At 61.3% G+C, this 19,161-nt stretch carries 21 protein-coding genes; 15 read left to right on the top strand and 6 right to left on the bottom strand.

The window, feature by feature from the left end; genetic code table 11:
- Position 1: 1 nt before the first annotated feature.
- The 3 genes from AF337_RS10675 to AF337_RS10665 are packed head-to-tail and all read left to right on the top strand — an operon-like array spanning position 2 to position 2,582.
- A complete protein-coding gene (locus tag AF337_RS10675) occupies positions 2–571 on the top strand; it encodes a cytochrome b/b6 domain-containing protein (RefSeq protein ID WP_049732182.1) in 570 nt (189 codons plus the stop codon).
- Positions 568–1,245, top strand: a complete 678-nt coding sequence (locus AF337_RS10670; protein WP_049732181.1) for a response regulator — start codon at positions 568–570, stop codon at positions 1,243–1,245. The genes AF337_RS10675 and AF337_RS10670 overlap by 4 nt, the downstream gene beginning before the upstream one ends.
- A complete protein-coding gene (locus AF337_RS10665) occupies positions 1,242–2,582 on the top strand; it encodes a sensor histidine kinase (RefSeq protein ID WP_049732180.1) in 1,341 nt (446 codons plus the stop codon). Before AF337_RS10670 ends, AF337_RS10665 begins: the two co-directional genes overlap by 4 nt.
- Positions 2,583–2,593: 11 nt before the next feature.
- On the opposite strand, the gene AF337_RS10660 is transcribed toward AF337_RS10665, so the two are convergent.
- The 5 genes from AF337_RS10660 to AF337_RS10640 all read right to left on the bottom strand — a co-directional run bounded on the left by AF337_RS10660 (position 2,594) and on the right by AF337_RS10640 (position 8,182).
- On the bottom strand, positions 2,594–4,168 hold the full coding sequence (locus tag AF337_RS10660) for a copper resistance CopC/CopD family protein (protein ID WP_244471214.1): 1,575 nt from the start codon (positions 4,166–4,168) through the stop codon (positions 2,594–2,596).
- Between the two features lie 47 nt (positions 4,169–4,215).
- A complete protein-coding gene (locus AF337_RS10655) occupies positions 4,216–4,743 on the bottom strand; it encodes a YcnI family protein (RefSeq protein ID WP_049732178.1) in 528 nt (175 codons plus the stop codon).
- Between the two features lie 59 nt (positions 4,744–4,802).
- On the bottom strand, positions 4,803–5,246 hold the full coding sequence (locus AF337_RS10650; RefSeq protein ID WP_049732177.1) for a pseudoazurin: 444 nt from the start codon (positions 5,244–5,246) through the stop codon (positions 4,803–4,805).
- A 252-nt stretch (positions 5,247–5,498) separates the two neighbouring features.
- The gene (locus tag AF337_RS10645; protein ID WP_049732206.1) at positions 5,499–7,424 is read right to left on the bottom strand and encodes a PAS domain S-box protein; all 1,926 of its coding nucleotides are present in this window, start codon (positions 7,422–7,424) and stop codon (positions 5,499–5,501) included.
- A gap of 26 nt (positions 7,425–7,450) precedes the next feature.
- The gene (locus tag AF337_RS10640) at positions 7,451–8,182 is read right to left on the bottom strand and encodes a Crp/Fnr family transcriptional regulator (RefSeq protein ID WP_049732176.1); all 732 of its coding nucleotides are present in this window, start codon (positions 8,180–8,182) and stop codon (positions 7,451–7,453) included.
- 237 nt (positions 8,183–8,419) lie between these two features.
- On the opposite strand from AF337_RS10640, the gene ccoN reads away from it, so the two are divergent.
- The 12 genes from ccoN to AF337_RS10580 all read left to right on the top strand — a co-directional run bounded on the left by ccoN (position 8,420) and on the right by AF337_RS10580 (position 18,699).
- Positions 8,420–10,042, top strand: a complete 1,623-nt coding sequence (ccoN, locus tag AF337_RS10635; protein WP_049732175.1) for a cytochrome-c oxidase, cbb3-type subunit I — start codon at positions 8,420–8,422, stop codon at positions 10,040–10,042.
- An 8-nt stretch (positions 10,043–10,050) separates the two neighbouring features.
- Positions 10,051–10,785, top strand: a complete 735-nt coding sequence (ccoO, locus tag AF337_RS10630) for a cytochrome-c oxidase, cbb3-type subunit II (protein WP_049732174.1) — start codon at positions 10,051–10,053, stop codon at positions 10,783–10,785.
- Positions 10,786–10,793: 8 nt separating this feature from the next.
- Positions 10,794–10,946, top strand: a complete 153-nt coding sequence (locus AF337_RS10625; RefSeq protein WP_049732173.1) for a CcoQ/FixQ family Cbb3-type cytochrome c oxidase assembly chaperone — start codon at positions 10,794–10,796, stop codon at positions 10,944–10,946.
- A 1-nt stretch (position 10,947) separates the two neighbouring features.
- A complete protein-coding gene (gene ccoP / locus AF337_RS10620; protein WP_049732172.1) occupies positions 10,948–11,811 on the top strand; it encodes a cytochrome-c oxidase, cbb3-type subunit III in 864 nt (287 codons plus the stop codon).
- A gap of 10 nt (positions 11,812–11,821) precedes the next feature.
- Entirely contained in the window at positions 11,822–12,007 is a 186-nt protein-coding gene (locus tag AF337_RS10615) for a hypothetical protein (RefSeq protein WP_049732171.1), read from the top strand.
- A gap of 193 nt (positions 12,008–12,200) precedes the next feature.
- Positions 12,201–13,769, top strand: coding sequence for a cytochrome c oxidase accessory protein CcoG (gene ccoG, locus AF337_RS10610; protein WP_049732170.1), 1,569 nt, complete (start codon positions 12,201–12,203; stop codon positions 13,767–13,769).
- A complete protein-coding gene (locus AF337_RS10605) occupies positions 13,766–14,251 on the top strand; it encodes a FixH family protein (RefSeq protein WP_049732169.1) in 486 nt (161 codons plus the stop codon). Before ccoG ends, AF337_RS10605 begins: the two co-directional genes overlap by 4 nt.
- Positions 14,248–16,536 (top strand): cation-translocating P-type ATPase, encoded by a 2,289-nt coding sequence (locus AF337_RS10600; protein ID WP_049732168.1) that lies wholly within the window; start codon positions 14,248–14,250, stop codon positions 16,534–16,536. The genes AF337_RS10605 and AF337_RS10600 overlap by 4 nt, the downstream gene beginning before the upstream one ends.
- Positions 16,533–16,691 (top strand): cbb3-type cytochrome oxidase assembly protein CcoS, encoded by a 159-nt coding sequence (gene ccoS / locus AF337_RS10595; protein ID WP_049732167.1) that lies wholly within the window; start codon positions 16,533–16,535, stop codon positions 16,689–16,691. Before AF337_RS10600 ends, ccoS begins: the two co-directional genes overlap by 4 nt.
- Positions 16,692–16,723: 32 nt before the next feature.
- Positions 16,724–17,389 carry a Crp/Fnr family transcriptional regulator gene (locus AF337_RS10590; protein ID WP_049732166.1) on the top strand — a complete coding sequence of 222 codons (666 nt, stop codon included), beginning with the start codon at positions 16,724–16,726 and terminating at the stop codon, positions 17,387–17,389.
- A 29-nt stretch (positions 17,390–17,418) separates the two neighbouring features.
- Positions 17,419–17,892, top strand: coding sequence for a cytochrome c maturation protein CcmE (ccmE, locus tag AF337_RS10585; RefSeq protein WP_049732165.1), 474 nt, complete (start codon positions 17,419–17,421; stop codon positions 17,890–17,892).
- A 129-nt stretch (positions 17,893–18,021) separates the two neighbouring features.
- Positions 18,022–18,699, top strand: coding sequence for a CBS domain-containing protein (locus tag AF337_RS10580; protein WP_049732164.1), 678 nt, complete (start codon positions 18,022–18,024; stop codon positions 18,697–18,699).
- A gap of 207 nt (positions 18,700–18,906) precedes the next feature.
- Here AF337_RS10580 and AF337_RS43220 read toward each other — a convergent pair.
- Positions 18,907–19,161, bottom strand: a 255-nt coding sequence (locus AF337_RS43220) for a hypothetical protein (RefSeq protein WP_160320271.1), incomplete at its 5' end; no start/stop codon positions are given.

Here is a 19,161-nt window from a genome sequence, read left to right as displayed (position 1 = left end):
CATGACGCCCGTTCAGTTGCAGGAGCAGGAGGGCCTTCGGCCCTCCGAGACCGTAAACGATACCGTCAAGGTCTGGGACCCGATGGTCAGGCTGTTTCACTGGACTGTCGTTGCCGCCTGCATCCTCAACCTTTTTGTTTTGGGGGAAGGAAAATATTGGCATCGTTTGACCGGATATGTCGTCGCCGCTGCCATCGCCATGCGGATCATCTGGGGCTTCGTCGGAACCAGACATGCGCGGTTCGGTGATTTCTTCCCAACGCCCGGCAAAGTCAGGGAGCAGATCCTCGGCATGATCAACGGCAGGGAGCGGCGCTACATCGGCCACAATCCCGTGGCATCGATCATGATGCTGAGCCTTATGACGCTTCTTGCGATGACCGCGGCAACCGGCTGGATGACGACACTCGATGCCTTCTGGGGCGACAAGTGGCTTGAGGAGGTGCACGGTGCTCTCGCCAACAGCATTATGATCCTGGCCTTCATCCATGCTGGGGCGGCATTGGTTGAGAGCTGGAGACATAGGGAGAATCTTGTCTGGTCCATGGTGACGGGTCGAAAGAGAGCATGAGGATACTTCTCATTGAGGACAGTGCCCGGCTTCGCGAACTTCTTTGCGAAGCCATCCGCGAGGCCGGTTGGCGCATCGACGCCTTTGCGACGGCGAATGAAGGCCGCCTTGCGCTTGAGGGCGCTGGCTATGATCTCCTTCTTCTCGATCTCGGCCTGCCCGACGAGGACGGTCTCTCCGTGCTGAAGTCCCTGCGCGCCGCCAAGCAGCAGATCCCGGTGCTTGTGCTGACGGCGCGGGGAGCCGTCGACGAGCGCATCGCCGGGCTGGATGCCGGGGCGGACGACTATCTGATCAAACCCTTCAACAATGGCGAACTTATCGCGCGAATTCGCGCCCTGATGCGGCGCTCGCCGGTGACAACAATGCCGACATTGGAATTTGCTGACGTCAGGTTCGAAATGGCGTCCCGCCAGGTTACCTGCAACGGCACCGAGATGGCGCTCGCCCCCTCGGAAAAGTCGCTGCTCGAACTGCTGATGCGCAATGGCGGGAAGGTGGTTTCCAAGCGCAAGATCGAACACGCTTTCTCCGAGTTCGGCGACGAGCGCAGCAGCAATGCCGTCGAGCTGGCGGTCTCCCGACTTCGCCGGAAACTGGAGGGACATCCCGCCGATGCCGTCATCGAAACCGTGAGAGGTGTCGGTTACATGCTGCGCGAGGAACGTGATTGATTCGGTCGAATCCCACGCTGACGGCCATTCTGACGCGAAGGATCGCGTTTTTCGCCATGGTCGCGATGTTGGTCCAACTGGGCGTCATCTTTTCCGACTACTATTGGAATGTAGGCGAGCTTTCCCGCCTGTATGTCGAGCAGGAGACCGAGCGGCTTGCCTCGGGCGTGGGGGATAGGGACGGCGCAGTTACCTACCAGCTGCCCGAAACCATCAGCCGGCGCTACGCACATTCGCAAACAGGTTATGTCGCCCGCATTCGGAACGACCGGGGCGATCTGATTTTCGAATCCTGCGACGATGCCTGCGAAAGCCGATTTCTGCCCGCGGAGGTCAACCCGCCGGATTTCTGGCTTCGGACCGTCAAGCCTGGAAAACCTCTCACGCTGGTCGGAGGGCGAGCCTTCAAGATCGGCGAGCACCGGATTCTCGTTGATGTCGCCACCGTGGGCGATCCTGAGAATCTCGCCTCCGGCGTCTTCTGGAACGAGATTCTCGAGCATATGATCGTGCCGATGAGCATCCTGCTCGGGCTTGTTCTCGGGGCGACTTTGTGGTCGGTGCGCCGCGCTCTGACGCCCGTGAAGGCCGCGGCCGATGCTGCCGAACTCATCGATCCGATGGATTCCAGATCTCATCTGCCGTTCGAGGGAATGCCGCGAGAAATCGCTCACCTCGCTGTGGCCGTAAATCGGGCGTTTCAGCGTGTCGGTGACCTCATGAATTCACAGAGGATATTGACATCCGGCATTGCACATGAGGTCCGCACACCGCTTGCGGCCATCAAACTCGAACTCGGCCGTATCGACCATCCGAGGGCGCGGAGAGCCGAAGGAGATCTCGACGACCTCATGCATTTCGTCGCTCAGCTGACTGCGCTGGCGCGGCTGGACACGTTCGATCACAGCGCGTTCGAAGAGGTCGATCTCGTCGCCCTCACGACAGGTGTTGCAGAGCAGCTTGCGCCTTGGGTTTACGAAAACAAACATTCGCTCGAGGTGTTCGCCGATGCCGAGACGGCAAGTGTCAGCGCCGCGCCGGCCCTCCTCAAAGATGCCCTTCGCAACCTGATCGAGAACGCGGTTCGCCATACGCCGGATTCGACGCAGATCATCGTCAGGGTGGGAGAATACGGCATTCACGTCGAGGATAAGCGGGACGTTCGACAAGAGGATCCCCCTCACCAAACCCGGAATACGGACAGTCTTGGAATAGGGCTGAAGATCGTGGAGCGTATCGCGGAACTACACAATGGATCGTTGCGGCGCTCCACTTCGTCTTATGGTCACGTCTTCGACCTCCTGCTACCGGGCGGGCAAGCCAAGACAGGGCTGTGATAGGTCGGCCGTCAGTCCGACAGTCCACCTTCGAGATGCACTGCATGGAAATCATCCACGAGCACTTCGAGATCGGCGAGCCAGCCCTTCGGATCCCGTACCGGGCACCCCTCCACCTCCCACCCGCCTTCCGGAGCTTTGGTGAGTTCGAACTTGATAGGCTCGATCGCCGACCCCGGATTTCTCAGGCGAAGAACGACCTGCCTGGGATCGAGGGCATCGAAATCGGGACCCATGATTGCGACGTGAACCTTCCTCGTGCCGCTCGCCTCGGCTCCAAGCTCCAGTTGAGCCATCGCTTTTTCGGAATGCAGATGGATCGATAGAACCTGCGAAACCTCGGCGGCCTCTACCTGTCCCGGACCGGCAAAGCGCCAGAGGCCCGCCGTGCCGATGATCGCGACGGCAAGAATGATTTCGAAGAGGATGCTTCGGCGCAGCCTTTCCCTCGCAACCGGATTTCCGGCCAATGTCGGCGCTGTGAGCCAGAAGCGATTGTAGACGGCCACCATGCAAAGACAGGCCACGAGCGCGACCTTGACGGTAAGGATCCGGCCGTAGAGCGACGACAGGAGCTGGATGAGCGCCGGAAGCTCTACTATCGCAAGCATGATCCCGGCAAGGATCATGACGAAGAACGGGATCGGAATCATCCGCGAGAAGCTGCTCAGCGGGCGCAGGTTCGGCGATGTCCGGCCGAGCTTCCAGAGCGGCGGAAGGCTTCCCGCCCAGAACAGCAGCGTCGCGCTGTGGAGAAATATGGCGGTTCTCGCCAGCCAGCGCGGGTCCGCCGCGCTGCAGTGTCCGCTGAAGGTAAAAGCGCTCGCCGCCAATATCAGGGCGACGACGGCAAGAACGCGCCCGGTGGTTTTGCGGCGGGCGAGGGGGAGCGCGATCGTCAGCAGCGACAGGAAGAACAGGCTGGCGCAAATTGCGGCATTGCCCTGCACGGCGATCTCGAGCGGTGCCGCGCCGGCAAGGACCAGACCGCTTCCCGCTTCGTCCAGCCCCTGCAGGTAAAGCCCCGCCGCCAGCAACGCGGCTCCCGGCAGCATGACGGTCGCGGCCCTCGCTGTTGGGTTGTTACGGGCGCCCAACCAACGATCGAACAGCGCGCCGCCAACCACGAAGGCCAGGAATAGAACCGTGGCGGTGTGCACGAGCCACATGGCGATCGGCAAAGAGAGACCGGAGCCCTCGCCAACCGTAACCGGCGGCTTTGCAGAAGGCGTGCCGATTTCGAACACCAGAGTGCCGCCGACAGGGTGGCCGTCTTCGGACTCGACGCGGTAGCTCACCATCACTGTGCCGCGGATGTTCGGATCGGAGAAGCGCAATCGGACATCCGCACCCGATGTGTCGGCGTCCAAGGCCTGGTTCGTGCCGTTGCCGTCGATTGCCGTAGCCCGGATGAGCCTGACCGGCTCGTTGAAATGCAGTTCGATTTCGTCCGGCACGCGGTCCAGCGTCTCGCCGGCCGCCGGAGTCGAGCTTTTCAAAGCGGCGTGGGCAAGCGCGCCTGTCGGCACCAGCATGCCCATCGCGATGATGGCTGCAACAAGAGCCGCCTGAAGACGACGCGTCACCCGTTTTCCTGTTTTCGAGGGCCACATGGTCGACGGCTCCCGCCGGTTCACGAACGCGGTTGTTCGACCACGTCGAAGTAGGGAGCCGGGGTTTCGTAATCGTCGGGCGACTTGCCGGAGGCCGGAACTTCAATCCAGCGCTCGACGGCGCCTTCCGTGCATTCCTGCACGACAGGAACGTAAATGCGGGTGCCGGGTGGAATCTCCTTCGCGACCGTCGCGCGGAAAACGAACTCGTCATATTCGTCGTCGGCGAGGGTGCCGCCGGACCATCTGATTTCGCTGACGCCTTCCCTCACGGGCTTGCCGTAGAGATCGTAGCTTTTCTCGTAGGCGGCGTTGATCTTCTCGACCGACCAGCCCGATTTCGGCATCGGTTTGGCCGACAGCAAACCCTCCGCGATCTTCACGCGGATTTCGATCGTCGCCTTGCCCTCACAGCCATGGCCGACGCGAAGAACTGCCTTGTATGCCGTGCCTGACGGCGCCCGGCCCTGCTCGAGGGTGATGTGGGCACTGGCCGCGCCTGCTGCGCAAACCGCTGCGGCGAAAGCAATTGCCATGGACTTCAACATGATGGCTCTCCACCGTGCGGGATGGCGCGCAAGCGCGGCCATCCGCACCGGTCGGTTGACTACTGGGTGATCTGGGCGAGGTCGGCATCCAACCGCTTGCGCACCATATTCGGCACCTTGGCGGTCTTGATGGCGTCGAGATTGGCCGGGCTGTCACCCACCTCAATCAGCGTAACCATGCCCATGCCGACATGCGGCGTGCACTTCAGGACATAAGCGCCCGGAACATCGAACTTTGCCTGATACTGTTCGCTCGGCTTGGATTTGAACTCGGGAGCGCCTTCGGGAATGAGCCCCTTGAAGGTCTCGACGTTGTGGCTCTTGTCGGTGGGAATGAAGGTTACGGTGTCGCCGGGAGCGATCTTCAGAAAGCTGGGCTCGAACACCATCGCGCCGTCCGTACCCTTATTGAGCATCTGAACCTGATGATCGGCAGCCATCGACGGCATGGCCGAAGCGATCAGGGCTGCCGTTGCAGCGATCAGAGCGAATTTCAAGCGCATGTGCATATCTCCTGTTTTGCGAGGCGATTTGACCTCGTGAACATGCTTTAAGATATGCGGCGCCGGGGTTCTTTGACGCTCGTCAAATATAGGAAAAAGCGTGCGATTGGGCCTGAGATTATCGGGTTCCGGGGAGCGTCGACATCAGGCGACGATCGTCAATTTACAACGAAACGACCGGCCTCTCGCCGGAGCATTATCGGCTCGGCGAAGGTCGGTTCGATATGATAAGCCGGATGGCGGCCGCAGATGTCACTGCGCGTCGAGAAGCTCGCGGATCTTCAGCGCAAGGTCCTTTGCAGTGTAGGGTTTGCGCAGCCATTGCGCGCCGGGAACAATGCCTTTGGCCGCAAGGCCCGGCTCGGAATATCCCGATGTGAAGAGCACGGCGATGTCGGGCCGCAAGAGGCGCGCTTCCCGCGCCAGTTCGTCGCCCGTCATCCCTCCCGGCATCACAATGTCGGTAAAGAGGAGCGCGATCTCGCTATTGTCGCGCAGCAGATCGAGGGCGCGGTGGCCGCTTTCGGCTTCGAGCACCGTGTACCCCATCGAGGCGAGCCTGGCGACGGCGACGCGGCGGACGCGGGCGTCATCTTCGACGACCAGCACCGTTTCGTCCCCTCCCGGCAGCCTGTTTTCGCCTGAGCCTTGGTCCGGCGCGGCTTGCTGATGTTTCGCCCCGTTGACGGCGGGCAGATATATCCGAACCGTCGTGCCGCGTTCGACCTCACTGTAAAGCTGGAGATGCCCGCCCGATTGCTTCACGAAGCCATAAACCATGCTGAGCCCGAGACCTGTACCCGAGCCCACTTCCTTCGTCGTGAAAAACGGTTCTATCGCACGCTTCCTGACCTCCTCGCTCATGCCGGAACCGGTATCGGTCATGGCGATGAGCACGAAGTTGCCGCTACGCACCTCCGGGTACATCTTCGCATAATCGGCATCGAGATGGACGCGCGAGATCGTCGTCGTGAGACTGCCGCCTTTCGGCATGGCGTCCCTTGCGTTCAAGGCGATGTTCAGGATGGCATTCTGAAGCTGGGAACTGTCGACAAGCACGTCCAGGCCGGCCCCTTCGATGACGGTCGACAGCTTGATATCCTCGCTGAGCGTTCGCCGGAGCAGATCGGAGAAGCCGCTGACGAGCTGACCGAGGTCCGCATGCTTCGGATTCAATGGCTGGCGCCGGCCGAAGGCGAGCAACTGACCCGTGAGGATCGCTCCGTCCTGCGCGGCCGATTGGGCCTCGTTGAGGATTTCGCGGAGGGTGCCGGGCGGCAGCTTGTCCTCGATCATTTCGAGATTGCCGCTGATGACGGTGAGGAGGTTGTTGAAGTCGTGGGCAATACCTCCCGTCAATTGCCCGATCGCTTCCATCTTCTGGGCCTGACGAAGGTCTTCCTCGATCTTGAACCGGCTGGTAAGATCGCGGACGAAACCGGTGAAGATCTGCTCACCGTTCACCGTCGTCTCGCCGACATGGAGTTCCATGGGAAATTGCGACCCGTCGGCCCGCTGCCCGGTGACGACACGGCCGTAGCCGATGATGCGTTTCTCGCCGGTTTCGATATAATGATCGATATAGCCGTCGTGAGCGTCGCGGTAGGGGTTCGGCATCAGGTTGCTGACGTTGCGGCCGCAAATCTGATCGGAAGACAGCCCAAACAGCTTTTCGGCAGCCTTGCTGAACGATAGCACTATTCCCTTGCGATCGATCACCACCATGGCGTCGGGCACGGTGTCCAGGATCGAACTCAGATGCGCTTCGCGGGATTTAACCGCGTCCTGGGCGCGTCTCAACGCGCTCACGTCGCTGTTCGTTTGAATGACGGCAAAGTCCCCATCCGGCAGATTGACCAGCACGCATCGGGATGCGACGTGAATGTCGTGTCCGCCCTTGTGGCGATGAATGATCTCGCCTTGCCAGAAACCACGCGACTTCAGCTGGTCGCGGATGTTGTCGGCCGGTTCGGGAAAGGTCGTCGCCAAAAGTTCGTGAACTTTCTCACCGACGGCTTCCTCTCTCGCCCAGCCATACATGTTCTCGCAGCCGATGGACCAGTGCGTGACGGTTCCGTCGAAACGATGGATCAGAATGTCCGCTCCATCGAGCACGTGCACCATTGCATCCAGTTCCTGGTACGATGCAGTTCTCGGAGAAACGAGGCGATGGGGCATGAACGTCGATCCTGCGGTTCGTTGCATCAGTGCAGCTTGACCCTATGACAGGAATTCTCCGAAAAATCATCTGCATCACCGGACAACTGTGCAAGGCGGGCGAGATTGACGATCCTGAGGTCGTGCCTGCCTTCGGGCACAACGATGTTTCGCGACGCAAGTTTTGTAATTGTGCGCGATACGGTTTCGATGGTCAGACCGAGATGGTCCGCAATGTCTTGGCGGTTCATCGGAACACGCACCAGGCCCTGCCGCGGCTGAGGACTGCGGCGGGAGGCGAGCTTGACGATGAAGCTGCATAGCCGCTCCTCGGCGTTCTTCTTCGACAGGAGCACCATCTGTTCGTGCGCCGCCGCCGCCTCCTGGCAGAGGAGCGAGACGTATGCGGGGCCGAGTGCGTTCGATCGGGCGACTTCCTCATGGAAGCTCTTCCGGGCTATGCGGCGGATCCTGCATTCGGTAACAGCCTCCGCCGTGAACAGGAAATCGTTTTGCAGCGACGCGCCGATCAGATCGCCGGCAAAGTGAAACCCGATAATCACTCGGCGGCCTTCGCCGATAATGCGATGGAGGCGCACGACCCCTTCTTCCACCTGAAAGAGGTGGGTCGCTTCGTCGCCCTCCCAGCAGATAGCCTTCCCGGCGGGGACGGTTTCTGCCGCCGATGTTAGAAAAAGCGATGAAAGAGAGTGACCGGCGTGGATCGCGTCGCCCGTCATCTTCGCATTTTCGAACGCCTGGTTGTTCTGCATCAGCATCGTCTTGTCCCTCGTGATCGATAGGCTGACTAGAACTCCGCTGCGTCACACAGGAATGAGCGGACGGTGCCAAAGGGTGAAAGAGTGTAACAGTTTGTAACGGCCGCGGCCCGATCCCGCCTTACCATTTTCTGGTTGATGTAGATCAAGGAGCAATTGCCGGCTTCGTGACAGTCCTGCCTCCAACGACGAGAAAGCCGGCCGCGAGGCGGTCGTCTTTGCATTGGGGACGACATCATGAGTTACACGACGGAAACGATGGTGGTCGCGGTCGCGGCGTTTCTAGCGCTGCTGGGAGCCGCATTCGCGCACGATCATCTCTTTGCGGTCCATATGGGCATACTCTGCTTCTGCCTCGCGGTGGGAACGGTGCTGCTGGTCAGGAACGTCGACTTCGCACCGGCGGACCAGCGGCGAAAGGTCGATGTGTCAGGCTATTTCGACGAGGTGATCCGCTACGGCCTGATCGCCACGGTGTTCTGGGGCGTGGTCGGCTTCCTCGTCGGGGTGGTCATCGCGCTGCAACTGGCCTTTCCCGACCTTAACATCGCGCCCTATCTGAATTTCGGAAGGCTGCGGCCCGTTCACACCTCGGCGGTCATCTTCGCCTTCGGCGGCAACGCCCTGATCATGACGTCGTTCTATGTGGTGCAGCGCACCTGTCGAGCCCGTCTCTTCGGCGGCAGCCTCGCCTGGTTCGTGTTCTGGGGCTATCAGCTCTTCATCGTGATGGCTGCGACCGGATATGTTCTCGGCATCACCCAGGCCCGCGAATATGCCGAACCCGAATGGTATGTCGACCTCTGGCTGACCGTCGTCTGGGTCGCTTATCTCGCTGTCTATCTCGGCACGATCCTGAAGCGCAAAGAGCCGCATATCTATGTGGCGAACTGGTTCTATCTCGGCTTCATCGTCACCATCGCGCTGCTGCACGTGGTCAACAATCTGGCGGTTCCGGCGTCGTTCCTCGGCTCCAAGAGCTACTCGCTCTTCTCGGGCGTCCAGGATGCGCTGACCCAATGGTGGTACGGCCACAACGCCGTCGGCTTCTTCCTCACCGCCGGCTTTCTCGGCATGATGTATTACTTCGTGCCGAAGCAGGCCAATCGGCCCGTCTATTCATACCGGCTGTCGATCATCCACTTCTGGGCACTGATCTTCATGTATATCTGGGCCGGCCCGCATCACCTGCATTACACGGCGCTGCCCGACTGGGCCCAGACGCTCGGCATGGTCTTCTCTGTGATGCTGTGGATGCCCTCCTGGGGCGGCATGATCAACGGTCTCATGACGCTCTCGGGCGCATGGGACAAGATCCGCACCGATCCGATCATCCGCATGATGATCGTCGCCATCGCCTTTTACGGCATGTCGACCTTCGAAGGCCCGATGATGTCGGTGAAGACGGTCAATTCGCTCAGCCACTATACCGAATGGACGATCGGCCATGTGCATTCCGGCGCCCTCGGCTGGGTCGGGATGATCACCTTCGGGGCGATCTACTATCTGACGCCGAAACTTTGGGGACGCGAGCGCCTCTACAGTCTGCGGATGGTCAACTGGCACTTCTGGCTCGCAACGCTCGGGATCGTGATTTACGCCGCGGTGCTCTGGGTTGCCGGCATCCAGCAGGGGCTGATGTGGCGCGAATACAATTCCCAGGGCTTCCTGGTCTATTCCTTCGCGGAAACTGTCGCGGCGATGATCCCCTACTACGTGCTGCGCGCGGTCGGCGGAGCGCTTTACCTGGCGGGCGGCCTCGTCATGGCCTGGAACGTGTTCATGACGATCCGCGGCCACCTGCGCGACGAAGCTGCAATCCCGACCACTTTCGTGCCCCAAGCACAGCCTGCCGAATGAGGTGAGACATGGCATCGATACTTGATAAACATCAGATCCTCGAGAAGAACGCGACGCTTCTTCTCGTCGGCTCGCTGCTGGTCGTGAGCATCGGCGGCATCGTCGAAATCGCCCCGCTCTTCTACCTGCAGAACACGATCGAGAAGGTGGAAGGCATGCGGCCCTATACGCCGCTCGAGCTCGCCGGACGAAACATCTACATCCGCGAAGGCTGCTATCTCTGCCACAGCCAGATGATCCGGCCGTTCCGCGACGAGGTGGAGCGTTACGGCCATTATTCGCTCGCAGCCGAGTCCATGTACGACCACCCCTTCCAGTGGGGGTCCAAGCGGACCGGGCCGGATCTCGCCCGCGTCGGCGGCCGCTACTCGAACGAATGGCACGTCCAGCATCTCTCCGATCCGCGCGCAGTGGTGCCGGAATCGATCATGCCGAGCTACGCCTTCCTCAAGGAGCAGGAGGTGACGATTAAGGATATCGGCATGGACCTCAAGGCCAATGAGGATGTGGGCGTGCCCTACAACGACGACATGCTGGCGAATGCCGAGGCCGACATGAAGGCCCAGGCCGATCCGAACGCGGATACGACAGATCTGCTGGCGCGCTATCCCAAGGCGAAAGTCGGTGACCTCGACGGCGATCCCGCCAGGCTGACCGAAATGGACGCCCTGGTGTCCTACCTGCAGATGCTCGGCACGCTGGTCGATTTCTCGACCTATGACGACGCCACCGGCTACCGCTGAGGTGATCCATGGAAACCTACACTGCAATGAGACACTTCGCCGACAGCTGGGGCCTTCTGGCGATGGCGGCCTTCTTCGTGGGCGCGGTTGCGTTCACCCTTCGCCCCGGCAGCAAGCAGACGGCGAAAGAGGCCGCCGATATTCCCTTGAAGGACGATTGAGATGTCGGAAAAACATATTGACGAATTCAGTGGCGTCGAAACGACCGGCCATGAATGGGACGGCATTCGCGAACTCAACAACCCAATGCCGCGCTGGTGGGTCTGGACGTTCTACGTCACGATCCTGTGGGCGATCGGCTATGCCATCGCCTATCCGGCCATTCCGATGATCACCTCCGCCACGAAAGGTTATTTCGGCTACTCGACGCGCGCCGAACTGCAGCAGGATCTCGATCTCGCCAAGGCATCCCAGACGAAGTTCCATGATCTGATTGCCGCCAAGACGGTTGAGGAGATCGACACCGATCCTGTTCTTCGGGAATTCGCCATTGCCGGCGGTGCATCCGCTTTCAAGGTAAACTGCGCGCAGTGCCATGGCTCGGGCGCCAGCGGCGGCCCGGGATTTCCGAACCTAAACGACGACGACTGGCTGTGGGGCGGGGATCTCGACGCTATCCAGACGACGATCGCGCACGGGATACGCTTCGATTCGGACGCCGAAACTCACGCTTCCGAGATGCCGGCCTTTACCGATGTCCTGGAGCCTATCCAGATGAAACAGGTCGCCGCTTATGTCTGGGGGCTGACCAATACGCCCTCCGATCCCGCTCTCGCGGCTGCGGGAAAACAGGTCTTCCTCGACAACTGCGCTGCATGCCACGGCGAGGACGCTAAGGGGAAGGTGGAAATGGGCGCGCCGGATCTCGCCGACGCGATCTGGTTGAAGGCGCGCGGCGAAGACGCCATCGCTCGCCAGGTGGCCAATCCCAAGCATGGCGTCATGCCAGCCTGGGCAGGGCGCCTCGGCGATACGACGGTCAAGGAACTCACCGTCTTCGTCCATTCGCTTGGCGGCGGCACGTGAGGGGCAAGCCATGACAGCTCATGACCACAATCCGATCCTCGGCCTCTACGGCACGCCGCGCGCCGTCATCCGGTCACGCGTGTCGGCGCGCGCCAAGGCGCTGCCATCATCTTCCGAGCAGGACGATCCGGCAAAGATCGGCAATTCGATCGTCAGTTTGACCTGCCTCAAAGATCACGACAGGACGACCCGCTAGTTCTGGATTTGTCGAGGACGTCCCAGCGGTGCTCTCCCCCGCAGTTCCTCCAGGCCACGCCCTTACCCCGGGGCGTGGCCTTCTTCTTGCCGGGGAGGCAAACCGTCCTTGGCAAGGCCGACTTTCTTGATCTGCATCAAGGAACGGAATGCCGGCAGGTGGGAGAAGAGCAGGTGAAAACCGGATAGGTCCCATGAATCTCTACACTGCACCAGATCCCAATGATGTCGAGCGGGTCAGCGTCGAGCCGGTCAACGCCCGCCGCAACCGGCAGCCTCTCTATGCGGCGCGCAAGAAGATTTTTCCCAAGCGCGCAGAGGGGCGGTTCCGCCGGTTCAAGTGGATCGTGATGCTGATCACGCTCGGCATCTACTATCTCGCGCCATGGATCCGCTGGGATCGCGGTCCCTATGCGCCCGACCAGGCCATTCTCGTCGATCTCGCTTCGCGGCGCTTCTTCTTTTTCTTCATCGAGATCTGGCCGCAGGAATTCTATTATGTCGCGGGCCTTCTCGTCATGGCGGGTTTCGGCCTGTTTCTCGTCACCTCCGCGGTCGGGCGGGCATGGTGTGGCTACGCCTGTCCCCAAACCGTCTGGGTCGATCTTTTCCTCGTCGTCGAGCGCGCGATCGAAGGCGATCGGAATGCGCGGATGAAGCTCGATGCCGCTCCCTTCACGTTCGACAAGGTGAGGAAAAGGGTGGTCAAGCATTCGATCTGGCTGCTGATCGGCGTCGCCACCGGCGGAGCGTGGATCTTCTATTTTGCCGACGCGCCGAGCCTCGCGGTATCGCTGTTTACCGGCGGCGCGCCCGCCGCCGCTTACGCCACGGTCGCCATTCTGACCGCGACGACCTATGTGCTCGGCGGCCTGATGCGCGAGCAGGTGTGCACCTATATGTGCCCGTGGCCGCGTATCCAGGGCGCCATGCTCGACGAAAATTCGCTCGTCGTCACCTATAACGACTGGCGGGGCGAGCAGCGGTCGCGCCATGCGAAGAAGGCCCAGGCCAAGGGCCAGCCGGTTGGGGATTGCGTGGATTGCAATGCCTGCGTGGCCGTGTGCCCGATGGGGATCGACATTCGCGACGGACAGCAGATGGAGTGCATCACCTGCGCGCTCTGCATCGATGCCTGCGACGGCGTCATGGATAAGATCGGAAAGCCCCGCGGCCTGATCGCCTATGCGACCCTCAACGAGTATTCGGCCAATATGGCGCTTGCGACCGACGAGGGACGAATGGCCATCCAGCCGTCCCGGGTGCGAAACGAGGATGGAAGTTTCGTCCCGGCGGTCCGGCACTTCGACTGGCGCATCATCTTTCGTCCCAGAATCGTCTTTTACGCCGCCGTCTGGGCGTCGATCGGCATCGCCATGATCGTCCATCTCGCTTTCCGCGAACGCCTGGAGCTCAACGTCGTCCACGATCGGAACCCCCAATATGTTCTGGAAAGCAACGGATCGATCCGCAACGGCTACACGCTTCGCGTCCTGAACATGATGCCGACACCGAGGGACGTGACCATTACCCTCGTCGGGCTGGAGGGGGCGACGATGCGCATTGCTGAATTCGGAAAGCACGACGGCCGCAGTTTTACGGTCCATGCCGAGCCCGACCAGGCTACGACGCTCAAGGTCTTCATCACGCGCAGGCCCGATGGAGCCGCAGTCAATGAGTTCCTCTTCGTCGTCGAAGATACCGGCCATTCCGATCGGGCAACCTATCGCGCGGCGTTCAATGCACCGGGAGAGGTGAAATGAAGATGTCCACGCAAGGCTTTACCGGCCTGCATATGCTGCTGGCGACCTCGGCATTCTTCGCCGTGGTGATCGCCGTCAACGTCACCATGGCCTTCTATGCCTCCTCCAGCTGGAGCGGTCTCGTCGTTGAAAACACCTACGTCGCCAGTCAGGAATTTAACGGCAAGGCGGCGGCAATGAAGGCGATGGCCGAGTCCGGCATCACAGGCGATCTCTCCATCAAGGGGCGCGAGATCCGCTACGGCATTCACGACAAAGGCGGTTCGCCCGCGATCGTCGATGAGGTTGTGGTGAATTTCAAGCGGCCCGTCGGAGACCACGAGGATTTCCACCTGACGCTCGGGAAGACGGGGGAAGGGCGGTTCGAGGCGGATCATAAGGTCGCTGCCGGCGACTGGATCGTCGAAGTGATTTCCAAAAAGGATGGACTGGTCGTCATGCACGAGGCCAAACGCATCGATACCGCGGAGTTCGGCCAATGAGCTGCTGCTCCATGGACACGGAAAGCGTGCTTGCTCTCAGCGCGACGTCATCCAGCGCCGAGGAGGCCCGTCTTGCCAGTCACCCGCTCGGCGCAGGATTGCGCCAGCTCGACCTCAGTGTTCCCGACGCCCATTGCGGCGCCTGTATTTCGACCATCGAAGGAGCACTGACAGCGCTGCCCTTCGTCAGGAAGGCCCGGGTCAATCTCACCGCGCGCAGGGTGAGCTGCGTCTATCAGGAGGAGATCGACGCGTGCGCGACCGATCCGTCGGAAATCCTTGCGGCGATCAATGCATCAGGATACCGCGCGCATCTCTTCACGCCCGCAGCCCCCGAAAACGACAGGATCAGAAACCAGCTCCTGCTGGCGATCGGAGTCTCCGGTTTCGCAGCCGCCAACATCATGCTGTTGTCGGTGTCGGTCTGGTCGGGTGCGGATGCTGCGACGCGCGACATGTTTCACTGGATCTCGGCGATGATCGCCGCGCCGGCCTTGATCTATGCCGGGCGCTTCTTCTTCCAATCGGCCTGGAATGCGCTGAAGCGCGGGCGCACCAACATGGATGTTCCCATCTCGCTTGCCGTGACGCTCTCCTATGCCGTTTCACTGTGGGAGACCGCGCACCATGGCGAACATGCCTGGTTCGATGCCACGGTTTCCCTGCTGTTCTTCCTACTGATCGGCAGGACATTGGATCATGTCATGCGGGAAAAGGCGCGCGCGGCAATCAACGGGCTCGCAAGGCTGGCCCCACGCGGGGCGCTGCTGATGATGCCCGACGGGTCGCGGCGCTATATCGCGGTGGAGGAGATCGCGGTGGGAGATGAAATCTCGATCGCGGCCGGCGAACGCGTCCCGGTCGACGGCGTCGTCGTCAGCGGAGAAAGCGATGTGGACCTCTCCATCGTCACAGGCGAGAGCAGCCCCGTCGGCGTCGCTGGAGGCAGCGAGGTGAATTCCGGGGCGATGAACCTGACCGGTTCGCTCGTCTTCAGGGCGACGAGAATTGCCAGGAACTCGCTTCTCTCCGAAATCATCGCCCTTATGGAAGCTGCCGAAGGCGGCAGGGCGCGCTATCGCCGGGTCGCCGACCGCGCCGCAGCGCTTTATTCCCCGGCCGTGCATCTGCTGGCGCTGGTTTCCTTCCTCGCCTGGGGCTTCCTCGGCGGCGACTGGAAACATGCCATGCTGGTTGCGGTGGCGGTCCTGATCATCACATGCCCCTGCGCATTGGGTCTTGCCGTTCCCGTGGTCCAGGTCGTGGCCGCAGGCGAGCTTTTCCGCAATGGCATCATGGTCAAGGACGGTTCGGCGCTGGAACGGCTGGCCGAGGCGGATAGCGTCGCCTTCGACAAGACCGGCACACTGACGATGGGCATGCCGCGCCTCGTCGGGATCGAGACGATCGAAGAGGGCAGTGCCGCCATCGCTCGCGGGTTAGCCGCGCATTCGCGCCATCCGCTTTCCGAGGCGCTGGTGCGGGACACCGAACTCGCCCATCTCCCGCCCTTCGACGGCGTGACGGAAATTCCAGGCGGCGGGCTGGAGGCTGAAAAGGGAAGGGATGTCTATCGGCTGGGCAATGCGACGTTCGCCGGCGGAACCGGCTTCGTGACTAGTGTCACTGACACTCCGTTTTCGGAAGTGGTCCTGTCGAAAAACGGGGTCGTTCTTGCCCGTTTCTTTTTCGACGACACGCTTCGCCCGGGTGCTGCCGAGACCATCGCCCAGCTCAATGCGGCCGGCCTTGAAACGCTGATGGTATCCGGCGACCGGCAGACCGTCGTCGACAATACCGCGCATGCTCTCGGCATCGACAGGGCCCTGGGCACCCTGACGCCGAAGCAGAAGGTGGAGGAATGCCAGAGATTGAGCGATCAAGGCCATCGCGTGCTCATGGTCGGCGACGGCATCAACGATGCTCCCGCACTTGCCGCCGCGCATGTCTCGATGGCGCCCGCCACGGCCTCCGATATCGGCCGGCAGGCCGCCGACCTCGTCTTCTTCAACGACCGCCTCGACGCCGTTCCCGAAGCGATCGCCGTCGCGCGGCGGTCCGCCGGCCTCATCCGGCAGAACTTCGCGCTGGCCATCGGCTACAACGTACTGGCGGTGCCCATCGCAATCGCCGGGCTGGCGACACCGCTCATCGCTGCGGTGGCCATGTCGACATCGTCGATCATCGTCGTCACGAATGCGCTGCGCCTTAACGCATTCGCCAAACCTCCCGGCATCCTGACTGCGGAGCGGGCCGGCGGGCAAGCGGAGGTGAAAGCCGCATGAACATGCTGATCTATCTCATACCGATCGCGCTTCTGATGGGAGGCATGGGGCTCCTGGCTTTCCTCTGGTCGCTGAAGAGCGGCCAGTACGACGATCTTGAGGGAGCCGCCTGGCGCATTCTCGGCGAAGACGAAGCCGACGGGAATAAACCTTGATCACACACAGGCCCAACACGAAAGGAAGATCAATGCCTGCGAAAAATTCCGTGCTTTTGCAGTCTGACCTGTTCGACGGCCTGGACCAGGCGATCATGCAGCAACTCGCCGCCACGGCTAAGCTTCGCACCTTCGCTCCCGACGAGCGGATCGTCGCCGAAGGCCAGGAGGCGTCATTCGTCTATTACGTCATCGGCGGGTTCGTGCGACTTTCCAAATCGGAATCCGCCGGGCGCGAGGCGGATATCTACGTATGTGAGCCGGGCGACACCTTCGGCGAATATCTTCTCTCGGGCGGCGGCTCTTATGCCTATAGCGCGTGGTCTGCCGATGGGGCTGAGGTCGCCTTGTTCGAACTTGCGGACTTGCGGGCACTTGCCGAACGGCACCCCGTCATGCATCGAAACGTCATGCGCATCATGGCTCGATATCTGCTCAGCACAATGGATTGCATTGCGGGAGACCGGCTGCACACGGCCGCGCAACGCGTTGCTAATTACCTCATGAGCCGATGCCCGGCGTCCGCCTCGCAGGTTACTTTCCGCCTTCCCTACCGAAAGAGGATTCTGGCCGGCAAACTGGGGCTTGCCCCCGAGGCCCTCTCGCGGGCGTTCGCCGCGCTGGTTCCCGCAGGAGTCGAAATCAGGGGCAAGGTCGTTCTCGTCGACAGCGTCGATCAGCTTCGCAAGGCATGCTGACCTTCCATGACAGCTACAGGAGATCCGAAATGACGCGCAAGCAGAAGCGGCTGGCGGTGATAGCAGGCGGCATGGGCTTCATGGCCGCCGCCGTGCTGCTGGTTATGTTCGCCTTCAGCCAGTCGGTCGCCTATTTCTACATGCCGGCCGATCTGGCAAAGACGCCGGTGGCGCCGGAAACCCGCATCCGGCTCGGCGGCCTGGTCGGCGAAGGCAGCGTCGTGCGCGGCGCCGGCTCGACGGTGGAATTTTCCGTCACCGACGGCAGCGCCAATGCCGTGAAGGTCCAATATACCGGTATCCTCCCCGATCTCTTCCGCGAGGGGCAGGGGGTCGTCACCGAAGGCATGTTTGCGCCGGGGGCCAACGTCTTCATCGCCGACACCGTGCTTGCCAAGCATGATGAGACCTACATGCCGAAGGATGTCGCCGACCGGCTGAAACAGCAGGGGCTGTGGAACGAGGCTCAAGGGGAGGGGCAGGGAGCCCAAGCGGCGCAATGAGCGATGCCGTCCTATCGTGGACCGGATGTGTTGGCCGGCGATCAGGACGTTTGACGAAGATCAAAGCGGTGCATCCGGTCGGCCTTTAGCATATTCCCCACAATAACCGCGACCAGGGAGACGGCGACCATGCAGGCAAGGGATATAATGACCACAAAGGTGGTTGCGATCAGCCCCGCGGTCAGCGTGCGCCATGCGGTTGCGATGATGCTGCAGAACCATGTCAGCGGTCTTCCGGTCGTCGACGATCGGGGACGCGTTTGCGGCATGGTCACGGAGGGCGATCTGCTTCTGCGCCGGGAAGTCCGGTTCACGCCCCGCCCTGCGCGGGCGCCGGAGCTCATCTCCGAGATCGATCTCGAACGTTACATCTGCAGCAACGGTTGGTGTGTCACCGATGTCATGTCCCAGGATGTGATCGTCGCGCGGCCGGACAGCGAAGTGTCCGATATCGCCGAAAGCCTGCAGGCACATCGTATCAAACGCTTGCCGATCGTCGAAGACGGACGTCTGGTCGGGATCGTCAGCCGGAGGGATATTCTGCGGGTCATCGCCGAAGCGCCGGCGACCGCCTTGCCGCGAGGGGACGAGGCGATCAGACTGGCGGTGCGCACCAGGCTGAGATCTGACCTCGGCCTCACCTCTCAACGAGTGCAGGTCTCCGTCAGGAACGGGCAGGTGACTGTTGACGGCGAGGTGGAATCCGAGCTGAAGCGCAAGGCCATCAAGGTTCTTGTCGAAGGCTTGGGGGGAATTGCCGGCTATCGGGATCAATTGCACGTATCGGCTGCTCACAGCCAGGATTAAGGCTTGGCCGCATTGGCGCGCCGTCATCCCGCTTGAGCAATTCCAGCAAAAGTGTGCAGCGCGGTTTTGCTAGGCAAAGCGCGAAGCGCTTTTGCCGGGAAGTGCGTGAAACGAGAGATAGGGCATTTTCCTGATTCGAAGAAAAACGAAAATATTCTAACGTGACGAGGAGGCTTGCTCGATCTTCCAGATCGGGCAAGCCGTCTGTCAACTTCCCTGCTTGACACGGAAACTCCCGACTCGCGCGCCGACCTTAGCCCGGCCGCCGGTTTCTTCTTTGATTGAAAGCAATGAAGTCGCGGTTCGATGGATCGCGGCGTGGAATGGGCGGTCGCGGCCTCCTTGCTGAACTTGACGAAGATCAAATACGCGGACGCCCTCCGGATATATCGCTTGGGCATGCAGAAGGAGCAGATGATGGATTTCGAAGCGTTTTTCAAAAACGAGCTGGACGGGCTTCAT

Origin of the sequence: Rhizobium ecuadorense (genome assembly GCF_001187535.1) — a bacterium.
Lineage (GTDB): Bacteria > Pseudomonadota > Alphaproteobacteria > Rhizobiales > Rhizobiaceae > Rhizobium > Rhizobium ecuadorense.
Note: the sequence above shows the minus strand (reverse complement) of the source record. Positions and strands in the feature narration are given on the sequence as shown.

What these genes read in the sequence shown, in the direction of transcription:
- AF337_RS10640 (WP_049732176.1), bottom strand. Translation starts at nt 8,182, where the DNA reads ATGCTGATGCAGAACAACCAGGCGTTCGAAAATGCGAAGATGACGGGC.
- ccoN (WP_049732175.1), top strand. Translation starts at nt 8,420, where the DNA reads ATGAGTTACACGACGGAAACGATGGTGGTCGCGGTCGCGGCGTTTCTA.
- AF337_RS10590 (WP_049732166.1), top strand. Translation starts at nt 16,724, where the DNA reads ATGCCTGCGAAAAATTCCGTGCTTTTGCAGTCTGACCTGTTCGACGGC.
- AF337_RS10615 (WP_049732171.1), top strand. Translation starts at nt 11,822, where the DNA reads ATGACAGCTCATGACCACAATCCGATCCTCGGCCTCTACGGCACGCCG.
- ccoS (WP_049732167.1), top strand. Translation starts at nt 16,533, where the DNA reads ATGAACATGCTGATCTATCTCATACCGATCGCGCTTCTGATGGGAGGC.
- AF337_RS10605 (WP_049732169.1), top strand. Translation starts at nt 13,766, where the DNA reads ATGAAGATGTCCACGCAAGGCTTTACCGGCCTGCATATGCTGCTGGCG.
- AF337_RS10625 (WP_049732173.1), top strand. Translation starts at nt 10,794, where the DNA reads ATGGAAACCTACACTGCAATGAGACACTTCGCCGACAGCTGGGGCCTT.
- AF337_RS10580 (WP_049732164.1), top strand. Translation starts at nt 18,022, where the DNA reads ATGCAGGCAAGGGATATAATGACCACAAAGGTGGTTGCGATCAGCCCC.
- AF337_RS10675 (WP_049732182.1), top strand. Translation starts at nt 2, where the DNA reads ATGACGCCCGTTCAGTTGCAGGAGCAGGAGGGCCTTCGGCCCTCCGAG.
- AF337_RS10645 (WP_049732206.1), bottom strand. Translation starts at nt 7,424, where the DNA reads ATGCCCCATCGCCTCGTTTCTCCGAGAACTGCATCGTACCAGGAACTG.
- ccoG (WP_049732170.1), top strand. Translation starts at nt 12,201, where the DNA reads ATGAATCTCTACACTGCACCAGATCCCAATGATGTCGAGCGGGTCAGC.
- AF337_RS10650 (WP_049732177.1), bottom strand. Translation starts at nt 5,246, where the DNA reads ATGCGCTTGAAATTCGCTCTGATCGCTGCAACGGCAGCCCTGATCGCT.
- AF337_RS10655 (WP_049732178.1), bottom strand. Translation starts at nt 4,743, where the DNA reads ATGTTGAAGTCCATGGCAATTGCTTTCGCCGCAGCGGTTTGCGCAGCA.
- AF337_RS10600 (WP_049732168.1), top strand. Translation starts at nt 14,248, where the DNA reads ATGAGCTGCTGCTCCATGGACACGGAAAGCGTGCTTGCTCTCAGCGCG.
- ccmE (WP_049732165.1), top strand. Translation starts at nt 17,419, where the DNA reads ATGACGCGCAAGCAGAAGCGGCTGGCGGTGATAGCAGGCGGCATGGGC.
- ccoP (WP_049732172.1), top strand. Translation starts at nt 10,948, where the DNA reads ATGTCGGAAAAACATATTGACGAATTCAGTGGCGTCGAAACGACCGGC.
- ccoO (WP_049732174.1), top strand. Translation starts at nt 10,051, where the DNA reads ATGGCATCGATACTTGATAAACATCAGATCCTCGAGAAGAACGCGACG.
- AF337_RS10670 (WP_049732181.1), top strand. Translation starts at nt 568, where the DNA reads ATGAGGATACTTCTCATTGAGGACAGTGCCCGGCTTCGCGAACTTCTT.